We start from the raw sequence: 12,635 nt of genomic DNA, 5'->3' as shown, positions 1-12,635 counted from the left end.
GACGCTCTACGCCGCACCGGGTCCGGCTTCGCCGGTCAACTCCCGCGCCGTGGTGTCGCGCGGCATAATCCGAACGTCACTCCCGAGACGGGCGGAAAGCGGTGGCGCCATGCGCAAGAACGTGGTCGGGCCCGACGGCGTGAAGTGGACGGTGCGGCGGTGGTGGTGGAAGACCATCCCGTGGGAGACCGGCTTCGCGACGTTGGACACGGTCATCCTCCTGATCGTGCTGCCGTTCATGGCGATGTGGCCGTTCTGGCTGCTGGCCAAGTGGTGCGGGGTGCCGTGGACCGTGCTCGTCGAGAGGGAGGGGACCGAGGTCGCGCGCGAACGGGTCCGGGGCTGGCGCAACTCGGGCCGGCGGATCGCCGAACTGGCCCGGATGGCCGAAACCGGCACGGTTGAAGCCGGCACGGCCGAACAACCGGGCGAGATCGTCCTGCCGAGTGCGGGGACGACGCTGAACTGAACGCGTGTCCTGCCGGGCCCTGTCCGCGCGAGCGGCTAAGCTCTCGAACAGATGTTCTCTTTCGAGGAAGGGCCGGCGTGCGAGTGATGGGTGTCGACCCCGGCCTGACCAGGTGCGGGTTGTCGGTCATCGAGAGCGGTAGGGGCCGTCAGGTCATCGCGCTCGACGTCGATGTGGTGCGCACGCCCGCCGATCATCCGTTGGCGCACCGTCTGCTCGCCATCAGTGACGCCGTCGAACACTGGCTGGACACCCACCGCCCGGATGTGCTCGCCATCGAACGGGTGTTCTCCAACCAGAACGCCAACACCGCGATGGGCACCGCGCAGGCCGGCGGGGTGATCGCGCTGGCCGCGGCGCGCCGCGACATCGACGTGCACTTTCACACACCCAGCGAGGTCAAGGCCGCGGTCACCGGCAACGGACGCGCCGACAAGGCCCAGGTCACCGAGATGGTCACCAGGATTCTTGCGCTGCAACAGAAACCGACCCCCGCCGATGCCGCCGACGCGCTGGCACTTGCCATCTGCCACTGCTGGCGGGCACCGATGATCGCCCGGATGGCCGAAGCGGAGGCGATGGCCGCCGAGCAGCGCCGCAAGTACCGGGCCACCCTCAACGCGAAGGCCAAGCAGAGCCGGATGTCCCGGAGTGCGCGGTGATCGCCGCGGTCCGGGGTGAGGTCCTCGACATCGCCCTCGATCACGTCGTCATCGAGGCGGCCGGGGTCGGCTACAAGGTGATGGCCACCCCCGCCACCCTGGCGACGCTGCGACGCGGCGTCGAGGCGCGGCTGATCACCGCGATGATCGTCCGCGAAGACTCGATGACGCTCTATGGCTTCGCCGACTCCGACGCCCGGGATTTGTTCCTGACGCTGCTCGGCGTGTCCGGGATCGGACCGAGCATCGCCCTCGGTGCGCTGGCCATGTACGACGGTCCCACGCTGCGGCAGGCGATCGGCGACGGTGACGTCACCGCGTTGACCCGGATCCCGAAGGTCGGCAAGAAGACCGCCGAACTTCTGGTGCTGACCCTGCGCGACAAGGTCGGTGCGTCCGGCCCGGCCGGGGTCGTCGCCGGCGGCGGACACGGTATCCGCGGCCCCGTCGTGGAAGCCCTCGTCGGGTTGGGCTTCGCGCAGAAGCAAGCCGAGGAGGCCACCGACAAGGTGCTCGCCAACGATCCGGAGGCCACCACCTCCAGCGCGCTGCGCGCGGCGCTGTCGATGCTGGGGAAGAAGTAGCAACGTGGGCCGGTTCTCCGAAGATTCGGTCGACGAGCCCGACGAACGGGACGTGTCGCCGGCGCTGACCGTCGGCGAGGGCGACATCGACGCCAGCCTGCGCCCGCGGTCGCTGGGTGAGTTCATCGGCCAGCCCCGGGTGCGTGAACAGCTTCAGCTCGTCCTCGAGGGCGCCAAGAACAGGGGCGGCACCCCGGACCACATCCTGTTGTCCGGCCCGCCCGGGCTGGGCAAGACCTCGCTGGCGATGATCATCGCCGCCGAGTTGGGGTCCTCACTGCGCGTCACCTCCGGGCCGGCGCTGGAACGCGCCGGTGATCTGGCCGCGATGCTGTCCAATCTGGTCGAACACGACGTGCTGTTCATCGACGAGATCCACCGGATCGCCCGGCCTGCCGAGGAGATGCTTTATCTGGCGATGGAGGATTTCCGCGTCGACGTTGTCGTCGGGAAAGGGCCCGGCGCCACGTCGATTCCGCTGGAGGTGGCGCCTTTCACGCTGGTCGGGGCCACCACCCGGTCGGGGGCGCTGACCGGCCCACTGCGGGACCGGTTCGGCTTCACCGCGCACATGGACTTCTACGAGCCCGCCGAACTGGAACGGGTGCTGGCCCGATCGGCCGGCATTCTGGGGATCGCACTGGGCGCCGACGCCGGCGCGGAGATCGCGCGCCGGTCCCGGGGCACCCCCCGTATCGCGAACCGGTTGCTGCGGCGCGTCCGGGACTACGCCGAGGTGCGGGCCGACGGTGTCATCACCCGCGACATCGCCAAGTACGCGCTGGAGGTCTACGACGTCGACGAGCTCGGCCTGGACCGGCTCGACCGGGCGGTGCTCTCGGCGCTGACGCGCAGCTTCGGCGGCGGGCCGGTCGGGGTGTCGACGCTGGCGGTGGCGGTGGGTGAGGAGGCCACCACGGTCGAGGAGGTATGTGAGCCGTTCCTGGTGCGGGCCGGCATGATCGCGCGGACGCCGCGCGGTCGCGTCGCCACCGCGCAGGCGTGGACGCATCTCGGGATGACACCGCCCGCCGGTGCCGTGGGACTGGGCCAGGCCGGCCTGTTCGACTGACGCTCGGCAATCCTGCTCGTGACGCCCCCGCCGCGCGGTACTGTCGCCGGCGTGAGGTGGCGTCGGTGCGGCGCGCTCGCGGCGGTGCTCGTCGCGGTGTCGGCGTGCGCAACCAGCGCGGCCCAACCGTCCCCGGCCGTTCCCGGCGCCGTCGACATCGGTGGCGGGCGCACTCTGTTCCTGAACTGCCAGGGCTCCGGCGCCCCAACGGTTTTCGTCATTCCCGGCATGGGCAGCTACGCCGAAGCCTGGAATTATCTGATCCCGCCGGGGGACCCGGTCTGGTCCACGCCCTACGACGATGTCGAGATCGCCGATCCGGTGCCGAGTCGCGACGCAGCCCAGCCGACGGTCGCCAAGGCCACCCACGTGTGCGTCTATGACCGGCCCGATACCCGCCCCGACGGAGACCAGCGATCGACGTCGGTACCCCAACCGCACGACATGCAGCAGGACGTCGACGACATCGTGGCGCTGATCGCGGCCGCCAAGCTGACCGCGCCGCTTGTCTTCGTGGCTCACTCCTACGGCGGTCTGATCCTCGACCTGCTCGCCCGACAACACCCCGAGTTGATCTCCGGCCTGGTGTTCGTCGAACCCACCTCGGAGTTTCTGCCCGGTATCGGGACGCCGGCGCAGAACGCCGCGTTCTACGCCAGCGGCCGGGAGGGCCGAGCGCCGGGTGAAAGCGTCTGGTTTGAGAGGGCGTTCGCGGCGGTCGCCGCGGCGCCGCCGCTGCCGAGGGTGCCCGCCAGTGTGCTCAGCGCCGACAGATTCCCGCCGCCGAGCCGGCTCACCGCCGACAACTACACGCAGGCGCAGATCCACCGCGCCAACGACCTGCTCGCCGCCGCGCTGGGAACCAGCAACGTGCTGGTGCCGGGATGCGGCCACAACGTGATGCTCTACCAGCCGAAGGTCCTCGCCCGCGCGATCGTCGACGTCGTCGAACGGGTGCGTCGGTCAGGCCGCTGACCGCCCCGCCCGGCGGTACTGATTTCCGCCGGACCGCTTGGCCTCGTACATCGCGGTGTCGGCGGCCTCGATGAGCTCACCCAGGATTTCCCGGGTGCCGGTGTCGCCGTCCATCTGCGTGCAGACCACCCCGATGCTGGCGGTGACACCCCACGGGGCCGCCACGATCGCACTGCGGAGCCGTTCGCCCAGCGCGTCGGTTTCGTCGTCCCGGGTTGCCTCGGCGACCAGGAACTCCTCGCCACCGACCCGCGCGACGACCGCCTGTCCACTGACGGCCTGGCGCAGGCTCGTGGCGACGGCGACCAGAAGCCGGTCCCCGGTCGCGTGGCCGCGGGTGTCGTTGACCTGTTTGAAGCGGTCCAGATCGACCATCGCGACGGTCAGGTGCGGAAGGCCTTGCGCCGGTGCGGAATTGATGAGTTCCCGCACCGACCGGTAGAACCCCCGGCGGTTGCGCAGACCGGTCAGCGCGTCGGTGTGGGATTGCAGCGCATCGTCGCCGAGCAGATGGACCAGCACCTGCGCTGAGAACGGAACGGCCAGCACCCCGACCGCGATCATCAGGAAGGCCACGGTGGCGAGGTAACCGTCGCCGCGGGCGGTGATCTCGAGAGTGCAGCGCAGCGCGACGGCCGCCGCCGTCGCGAGCACCATCACCAGATAGTGGCTGGAGTGGAAGAACGCCACATAACCCGCCAGCGCGGCGAACGAGATGCACCCGAGCAGCCCGGTCAGCGGGTCCGGCCAGACCAGCACCACGGCGGCGATGCTCAGGTCGGACAGCACCGCGAAGATCAGGGATTCGCGCCTCGACGGCCAGTGTCTGAACCAGACGGCTGCCATCAGCGCGCACAGCGTCACGACCGCGAGGCTGACCCCGCGGCCGAGATTCGTGTCCGGACCCGACGGGCTGAGCAACATCAGAGCCGGGACGACGCCGAGCACCACGACGATCAGCCCCATCATCATGCGGGTGAACCCGCGCAGGTCGCGGGAGCCGAGGTACCCCGACAACCAGTGGTAATGGTCGGGTTGTCCCCACCACTGGCGTATGCGACCCACGCCGCCGATGTTAGTGAGTCCCGCCGACGGAGCGCACGGGTGCGGTTCTGGCAACCCGGGCTGCCTTTCACGCGACCCTCGGGTTATCGCCCGGCGCCTGCGGGTACCCGCTGGCATCACCTTCAGGAGGAATCATGGTCGACTCAACCAATCGGGTCCGTGAGAGCAGGATGCACATTCCCCGGAGCCGCGGCGCGGTCAGCGGCCTGCTGATCATCGCGCTGGGCATATGGGGCGCGCTGGTGCCTTTCATCGGCCCGCTCTTCAATTTCGCGTTCACCCCGGACCGGGCGTGGACGTGGACCGCAGGCCGTGGGTGGCTGGAAGTGCTGCCCGGTGCGGTCGCCGTGTTGGGCGGTCTGCTGCTGCTGGTGTCCCGTAACCGTGCCACCGCGATGCTCGGCGCGTGGCTGGCTGTGGCCGCCGGCGCCTGGTTCGTCGTCGGACGCGCCGTGGCGGGACCGCTGGGACTGGGCGGGGTCGGGCAGCCGGTGGCCGCGAACGAGACCAAGCAGGTCTGGCTCGAGCTGACCTACTTCTCCGGGCTGGGCGCGCTGATCGTGTTCCTCGCCGCGATGGCCGTAGGGCGGTTGTCGGTGCGCAGCGCTCGCGACATCGCCTACCGCGATGCCCGCGTCCCGGCGGCCGAACCGCACCCCGTCACCGACGCGACCCCGGAGGCCACCGCAGGGTGGAATCGGTCCGACCGGCCTGATGCGGTGACCGCGCCAGTGGAACGCGACCGCAAGCGGCACCGGCTGTTCGGGCGTCGCCGCACCAAGGCCAGCGACAAGCTGGCGGTCAACTAGAGCAGGCCGAGGCGCCGTAGATCAGTCGCGTACTTGACGATGATCTGCGGCGTCACGTGCGGAATATCCTTGTCCGGACCGATTTTCGCGTCCTGAACGGCCGCACGGAACCTGTCGGTCGGTGCGATCGAACCGCGCACCGCAGCGTCGGGCCGCTGATAGTTGTGCAGCAGAGGCAGCAACGACGCCTGCTGCAGTCGGTCCGGTAGCCCGTGCAGCGCGGTGGTGAAACGTTGCAGCCAGGTGTCGTAGCCACCGATCCGGCGGACCGGGTGGCCGGCGTCGATGAGCCAGTCGACGAACTCGTCGAGACCGATCCCGTCGTCGTACGGGTTCATCACGTGATAGGTCTCGAACCCGGAGACGGCCTGGGCGCCGAGCGTCGAGATCGCCTCGGCGATGAACTCCACCGGCAGACCGTCATAGTGGGCCCTCGGCCGGCGGCCGTCAGCGTCGAGTTCGTAGAACGAGTCCGGCGCCACACCGGTGGCGATCAGCGAGAGCATCAGCCGGGTGAACATGTCGGGCAGGTTCAGCTGTCCGGTGTAGGTGGTGTCGGCCAGGATCATGTCGCACCGGAACACCGACACCGGAAGACCGCACAGGTCATGCGCCTCCCGCAGCAGGACCTCGCCGGCCCACTTGCTGTTGCCGTAGCCGTTGGCGTAGCTGTCGTCCACCCTGCGGGTCGCGCTGATCTGGCGGACGTCGCCGACTTCGCTGAACTCTGCAGGCTCGACACCGGCGCCGACGCCGATCGTCGACACGTAGACGAACGGCTTCAACCTCGTCGTCAGTGCGATGCGGAGCAGTTCGGCCGTGCCGACCACATTGGGACCGAACAGCTGGCTGTAGGGGAGCACGTGGTTGACCAACGCGGCCGGGTCGACGATCAGGTCGACGGTGTCGGCGAGTCGCTGCCACGTCTGCGGGTCGAGCCCGAGATGTGGCTCGCCCTTGTCGCCGGCGAGGACCTGTTGGTGCTCGGCGGCCAGACGCCGGTAGTGCTCCAACAGCTCGGTATCCCCGCTGTCGAACGTTTGGTCCAGCCGCTCCCGTGCCGCGGCGTCGTCCTTCGCGCGCACCAGACAGATCAGCGTGCCACCGACCAACGCCATGCGCTCCAACCATTCGAGCGCGAGGTAGCGGCCCAGAAACCCGGTCGCCCCGGTCAGCAGCACGGTGCGGATCTCCTGGCGCGGCCCGGGCAGGGCGGGCGCGGCGGCGAGGGTCTCGGCGCCGAGGAACTTGTCCAACGTCAGGTCGCCGGCGTGCACCTCGGTCACCGGGCCGTCGGATCGCGCGTGCACCGACGCGAATGTCGGTCGCGTGGAACCGCTTCGGCGCTCGGAGTCGATGTAGTCGGCCAGCTCGCGGAGATCGGTGGCTGGGCTGACGATCACACCGACCGGAACCTCGACGTCGAAGATGTCACGGAGCAGGTTCGCGAAGGTCAACGCCGACAGGGAATCCCCGCCCAAGTCTGTGAAATGGGCGTCGTCGTGCACATCGCCGGCCGCGGTGCCGAGCAGCGCGGCGGCGGCGCGGCCGACGGTCTCGAGGGCCGGCCGGCCCGCCCCCTGCCGGCGAAGTTGCCGCAGTGCGTCGGCCTGCCCTTCGGACAACTCGGTGTACAGCACTTCCAGTCGGTTGCCGTATCGTTCCTTGAGCTTGGGACGGGCCAGCTTACGGATGCCGGTGAGCAGGCCGTTCTCCAGCGTGAAGGGCGTGGTCTCGATGAGTTGGTCGCGAGGAACCTCGTAGGACTGCAGTCCGGCCTGCTTGGCGACATGCTGAAGTGATTCCGCCACAGCCGTTTTGACGTCGTCGCCGGCTAACGCCGCCTCGGTCGGCACCACCACTGCGAGCAGGTAGGGTCGCGCGCTGTTGCCGTACAGATAGATCTGGTGAACCAGCGGACTGTCCCCGAACACCGCTTCGAGCCTGGACACGGTGACGAATTCACCCTGGGACAGTTTCAGAACGTTGTTACGACGGTCGAGGTAGGCCAGGTGATCGGGGCCGGTCTCGGCGACGATGTCGCCCGTGCGGTAATAGCCGTCCGCGTCGAACATCTCGGCGGTGACGTCGGGACGCTTGTAATAGCCGGGAAACAGCGTCTCCGAATTGACCAGAAGCTCGCCGCGCGGGTGGGGACGGTCAGTGGCGAAGTAGCCGAGCTCGGGAACGTCGGCGAGTTTGTAGTCGATGACCGGGGGCCGCTGGACGAGCCCGTCCACGAACACCGCGCCGGCCTCCGTCGAGCCGTAACCGTCGACCAGGTGCATGTCGAGCAGGTCCTCGACGAAGGTCTTCATCTCTGAAGACAGCGGCGCCGAGCCCGTCATCGCCGTGACGAATCGGCCGCCGAGCAGGCTCTGCCGCAGGTCGGCGAGAACCTCGCGGTGCTCTGCCGCGCGGCCTCGAGTTCCTTGCACACCTCGGCGTAGACGGTGTCCCAGATCCGCGGGACGAAGCTCAATTGCGTGGGCCGCACCAGGGCAAGGTCCTGCAGAAAGGTCGAAAGATCGCTGCGTGCAGCGAAATACGCAGTGCCGCCGGCGCCCAGCGTCCCGTAGAGCAGGCCGCGGCCCATCATGTGGCTCATCGGCAGGAAGTTCAGCGTGATCAACGGAAGGCCGCCGCGGTTGCCCCAGTTCGCCTTGGTGGACTGCCGCCACGAGTTGGCCACCAGTCGTTCGGGGTACATCGCGCCCTTCGGGGCGCCGGTGCTGCCGGATGTGTAAATCAACAGGGCCAGCGTGTCGTCGTGGGAGGCGGAGATTTCGCGGTGCGGCAGTGTCGATCCGCGGGCGATGACCCGGGGGAGTGTCTCGACGTCGACCGCCGACCCGGCGGACTTCAGTCGGGCGGCGGCGGAGGCGACCGCGTCACGGTGATCGTCGATCCGCGTGTTGTGGTCGAACATCACCAGCCGTGTCACGGTCGCGGTTTCCAGCACGAGTGTCACCGCGTCGGTGAGCGAGTCGACCGACGAGGCGACGACACGCGGTTCGGTCTCGGCGACGATGGGCGCCAGCGTGCCCATCGGGGCGCTGGTCTGCAGCGGCACCGTCACCGCCCCGATGGTCGCCAGGGCCATGTCGATGGTGGTGTAGTCGATGCTGGTGAACCCGAGCATCGCGACACGGTCGCCGGGGCGCACGTCGTCGAGCGCGGCGGCCACGGCGTCGACGCGGCGCGACAGCTCCGCATAGCTGATCGTCTCGAAGTGGGGGAGCAGTGCGGCGCTGGTGCGGCCGGTGTCCGGATCGACGACGTAGCGCACGGCGCGCGCGCCGAGGGCCGGTCGGTCGGCGTAGCCGCCGAGCACGGTCGCGATGATCTCGGGAAGGCGCATGCCGGGTCGGTCGATGGTGTGGGAGACGGCCTCGTCGGGCACGGCGGCGGCGAATTGCGGGTCGGTGGCGCGCAGGTCGGCGATGCGACGAACGAGGCGGTCCTCGCGGGAGTCAGTGGGCATCTCAGTGGGCATCAGAGTTCCTCAGCGGAATCGCGGTGGGGGACGGGCGCGGCGCTGCGCCGTAAAAAAATTACGATAGTAAAACTAACTTTATTCCGTCACGGTAGCCTCGAGGCCTGTCAAAATGCTGTGAATGATTGCGGCGCAAGCCAACTCGCATATGTGCAGCGGGGGTCACACTGCGCGGTCCGGCGTTAAGCCCGCCACAGTCGGCCGTCTGCGTGCTTCTTCGGGTATCGCCGACGGTTAGCGTGGAATGAATAGGTTGGCTAATTGTCCAGGGAGGTCGGAAGGTGCACCCGCAGACGCAGCGGCTCACCGAGTTGTTCACGGCGCGGATGTCGGCCGGCACCCACGACGACGTCGCCGCGATCGTCCTCGGACCCCGGATGTGCGGGCTGTGCAGCGCGCTCGGCGCGCCGGTTCGGGACTGGTGGCGGATCGCTCGGTGGGCAGGCGCTGTTGACGACAGCGAGGTGCGCGACGAGCTCGGCGCCTACTTCGACGTGATGGTGGCATACCGGTGCGGGCAGCCCGGAGACGACCTGATCTCCGAGCTGATCGCCCATGACGTCGACGGTGACGGACTGACCGCCGACGAGATCCGGCAGATCCTCGTCGACTTCGTGCGGGCCGCGGCTCAGCCGGTGTAAGCCATCACGTGCTTGATGCGCGTGTAGTCCTCCAGCCCGTACATCGACAGGTCCTTGCCGTGGCCCGACGACTTGAAACCGCCGTGCGGCATCTCGGCGACCAGCGGGATGTGCGTGTTGATCCAGACGCAGCCGAAGTCGAGCGCATTGGAGACCCGAAGCGCCCTGGACACGTCCTTGGTCCACACCGACGACGCCAGTCCGTACTCGACCCCGTTGGCCCAGCCGATCGCCTCGTCCTCGTCGGAGAACGTCTGCACGGTGATCACCGGACCGAAGATCTCCTGCTGGATCAGCCGGTCGTCCTGGCGTAGCCCACCGATCACTGTCGGCTCGATGTAGAACCCCTTGTCGCCCTGGCGATTCGCCCCTACCGCGACGGTGGCGTGCGACGGGATGTCATCGAAGAAGGACAGCACCCGCTCCATCTGGTTGACGTTGTTGACCGGCGGCACCCAGGCGTCCTCATCGTCGGCGGGTCGGCCGAACGTGGTCGTGGCGGCCTTGGCCTGCTCGGCCAGGGCCGCGGTCAGGTCGGCCGCGATCGAGGCCGACGCCAGCACCCTGGTGGCAGCCGTACAGTCCTGCCCGGCGTTGAAGTACGCCGCGGTGGCGATGCCCTCGGCCGCGGCGGCCAAATCGGCGTCGTCGAACACCACCACCGGGGCCTTACCGCCGAGCTCCAGATGGGTGCGCTTGAGGTTACCTCCGGCGCTGACCGCGACTGCCTTGCCCGCCGCCACCGAGCCGGTGATCGACACCATCTCCGGGGTCGGGTGCGCCACCAGGGACGCGCCGGTCACCCGGTCGCCGGTGACGACGTTGAGCACGCCGGCGGGCAGGTGCTTGGCGGCCAGCTCGGCCAGCATCACCGTCGTCACCGGGGTGGTGTCGCTGGGTTTGATGACCACGGTGTTGCCCGCGGCGATGGCCGGGGCGATCTTCCAGATCGCCATCATCATCGGGTAGTTCCACGGTGCCACCTGCCCGATGACGCCGACCGGCTCGCGGCGGATCCACGACGTGTGGTCGGCCATGTATTCCCCGGCCGACTTGCCTTCCAGTACCCGGGCCGCGCCGGCGAAGAACCGGATCTGATCGACCATCGGCGGGATCTCCTCGACCGCGGTGACGTGATTGGGCTTTCCGGTGTTGCGGCCCTCGGCGGCGACCAACGCGTCCGCGGCCTTCTCCACCTCGTCGGCGAAGCCCAACAGCGCCTTCTGTCGTTGCGACGGTGTCGTCTTCTTCCACTCCTTGAACGCCCTGGCCGCCGCGGCATACGCCTCGTCGATGTCCTGTTCGTTGGAAACCGGTGCCGTGCCGTACTTTTCGCCGGTGCTCGGATCGACCAGCGGCATGGTGGCGCCACTGCTGGAGTCGACGAGGCGGCCGTCGATGAAGTTCTGAACTGTGGTCATGTCTTTGGAGCTCCTTGAGTCAGAGGTCGCGCAGGATCAGTTCGAGGATGTCGAGGCCTTCGAGCAGCAGTTCGTCGCTGATGGCCAGTGGAGGCAGGAAGCGCAGCACGTTGCCGAACGTGCCGCAGGACAACACGATCACGCCGGCCTGGTGGGCTGCGGCGAGCAGACTGCGGGTCAGCTCCGGGTCCGGTTCCAGCGTTCCGGACTTGACCAGTTCGACGGCGATCATCGCCCCACGGCCACGGACGTCGCCGATCCGGTCATCCTCGGCCTGCATCCGGCCCAGCCTGTCCTTCATCAGCGTCTCGATCTGACGGGCCCGCTCGACTAGACCCTCCGACTCGATGGTCTCGATGGTGGCCAGCGCGGCCGCGCAGGCCACCGGATTGCCGCCGTAGGTGCCGCCCAGCCCGCTGACGTGCGGGGCGTCCATGATCTCGGCGCGGCCGGTGACCGCGGACAGCGGCATCCCGTCGGCAATGCCCTTCGCGGTGACGATCAAATCGGGGACCAGGCCTTCGGGGCCCTCGTGTTCACAGGCGAACATCGCGCCGGTCCGGGCGAACCCGGTCTGCACCTCGTCGGCGATGAACACCACGCCGTTGGCCCGGCACCACTGAAGCAGGGTCGGCAGGAAACCCTCGGCGGGCACGATGAAACCGCCCTCGCCCTGGATCGGCTCGATGATCACGGCGGCAAGGTTGTCGGCGCCGACCTGCTTGTCGATCACCGTGATCGCCCGTCGGGCGGCCAGTTCGCCGTTGGTGGCCAGCTCCTTGCCGAACTCGGCGTCGCGGAACGGGTACGACAGCGGAGCGCGGTAGATCTCCGGGGCGAACGGGCCGAAGCCGTGCTTGTAGGGCATGGACTTCGCCGTCAGCGCCATCGTCAGGTTGGTGCGCCCGTGATAGGCGTGGTCGAACGACACCACCGCCTGCTTGCGGGTGTACGCGCGGGCGATCTTCACCGCGTTCTCGACGGCCTCGGAGCCCGAGTTGAACAATGCCGACCGCTTGTCGCCGTCCCCGGGTGTGAGCCGGTTGAGCGCCTCGGCCACGGCCACATATCCCTGGTAGGGCGTGACCATGAAGCAGGTGTGGGTGAACCGGCCGGCCTGGTCGGTGATGGCGTCGACCACTCGGGGCGACGAGTTCCCGACGGTGGTCACCGCGATGCCAGACCCGAGGTCGATCAGCCGATTGCCGTCGACGTCCTCGACGATGCCGCCGAACGCCCGCGCCGCGTACACCGGCATCGTGGTGCCGACGCCCCGGGCCACCGACGCGCTCTTGCGCGCGATCATCTCGGCGGAGCGGGGACCGGGAATGGCGGTGGCGAGGTGGCGGCTCTGTTCCAGAGCGCTCACGGGAAACCTCCTACAGGCCTCAACGGGACCGGGTTCGACGACTGCCGAGTTACCGTCTGAGCCTAGTCGCTG

Annotated in this window: 10 protein-coding genes and 1 pseudogene; 7 read left to right on the top strand and 4 right to left on the bottom strand. The window is 68.7% G+C overall.

What is annotated here, in order from left to right:
• Positions 1 to 109 precede the first annotated feature (109 nt).
• From ACXMYJ_RS18775 to ACXMYJ_RS18755, 5 genes are all read left to right on the top strand, one after another.
• Positions 110 to 469 (top strand): hypothetical protein, encoded by a 360-nt coding sequence (locus ACXMYJ_RS18775; RefSeq protein ID WP_260751978.1) that lies wholly within the window; start codon positions 110 to 112, stop codon positions 467 to 469.
• 77 nt (positions 470 to 546) lie between these two features.
• Positions 547 to 1,131: a crossover junction endodeoxyribonuclease RuvC gene (gene ruvC / locus ACXMYJ_RS18770; RefSeq protein ID WP_260751979.1), complete on the top strand. Its 585-nt coding sequence runs from the start codon at positions 547 to 549 to the stop codon at positions 1,129 to 1,131.
• Positions 1,128 to 1,715: a Holliday junction branch migration protein RuvA gene (gene ruvA / locus ACXMYJ_RS18765; RefSeq protein ID WP_260751980.1), complete on the top strand. Its 588-nt coding sequence runs from the start codon at positions 1,128 to 1,130 to the stop codon at positions 1,713 to 1,715. Before ruvC ends, ruvA begins: the two co-directional genes overlap by 4 nt.
• Positions 1,716 to 1,719: 4 nt before the next feature.
• Complete coding sequence (gene ruvB, locus ACXMYJ_RS18760; RefSeq protein ID WP_260751981.1) at positions 1,720 to 2,787, top strand: Holliday junction branch migration DNA helicase RuvB; 1,068 nt, start codon at positions 1,720 to 1,722, stop codon at positions 2,785 to 2,787.
• Between the two features lie 51 nt (positions 2,788 to 2,838).
• Entirely contained in the window at positions 2,839 to 3,762 is a 924-nt protein-coding gene (locus ACXMYJ_RS18755; RefSeq protein ID WP_460358363.1) for an alpha/beta fold hydrolase, read from the top strand.
• On the opposite strand, the gene ACXMYJ_RS18750 is transcribed toward ACXMYJ_RS18755, so the two are convergent.
• Positions 3,751 to 4,827: a diguanylate cyclase domain-containing protein gene (locus ACXMYJ_RS18750; protein WP_460358360.1), complete on the bottom strand. Its 1,077-nt coding sequence runs from the start codon at positions 4,825 to 4,827 to the stop codon at positions 3,751 to 3,753. The genes ACXMYJ_RS18755 and ACXMYJ_RS18750 overlap by 12 nt on opposite strands.
• A 134-nt stretch (positions 4,828 to 4,961) precedes the next feature.
• Here ACXMYJ_RS18750 and ACXMYJ_RS18745 point away from each other — a divergent pair, with 134 nt between their 5' ends.
• Positions 4,962 to 5,636 carry a hypothetical protein gene (locus ACXMYJ_RS18745; protein WP_460358357.1) on the top strand — a complete coding sequence of 225 codons (675 nt, stop codon included), beginning with the start codon at positions 4,962 to 4,964 and terminating at the stop codon, positions 5,634 to 5,636.
• Here ACXMYJ_RS18745 and car read toward each other — a convergent pair.
• A pseudogene (gene car, locus ACXMYJ_RS18740) lies at positions 5,633 to 9,120 on the bottom strand (carboxylic acid reductase). The gene ACXMYJ_RS18745 and the pseudogene car overlap by 4 nt on opposite strands.
• 293 nt (positions 9,121 to 9,413) lie before the next feature.
• On the opposite strand from car, the gene ACXMYJ_RS18735 reads away from it, so the two are divergent.
• Entirely contained in the window at positions 9,414 to 9,773 is a 360-nt protein-coding gene (locus tag ACXMYJ_RS18735; RefSeq protein ID WP_443189376.1) for a hypothetical protein, read from the top strand.
• Here the strand turns inward: ACXMYJ_RS18735 and ACXMYJ_RS18730 are convergent.
• Entirely contained in the window at positions 9,761 to 11,194 is a 1,434-nt protein-coding gene (locus tag ACXMYJ_RS18730; protein ID WP_260751987.1) for a gamma-aminobutyraldehyde dehydrogenase, read from the bottom strand. The two genes, ACXMYJ_RS18735 and ACXMYJ_RS18730, sit on opposite strands and share 13 nt — an antisense overlap.
• A 19-nt stretch (positions 11,195 to 11,213) precedes the next feature.
• On the bottom strand, positions 11,214 to 12,563 hold the full coding sequence (gabT, locus tag ACXMYJ_RS18725) for a 4-aminobutyrate--2-oxoglutarate transaminase (RefSeq protein WP_443189377.1): 1,350 nt from the start codon (positions 12,561 to 12,563) through the stop codon (positions 11,214 to 11,216).
• Between the last annotated feature and the right edge of the window lie 72 nt (positions 12,564 to 12,635).

The organism is Mycobacterium sp. ZZG (assembly GCF_054786995.1).
Note: the sequence above shows the minus strand (reverse complement) of the source record. Positions and strands in the feature narration are given on the sequence as shown.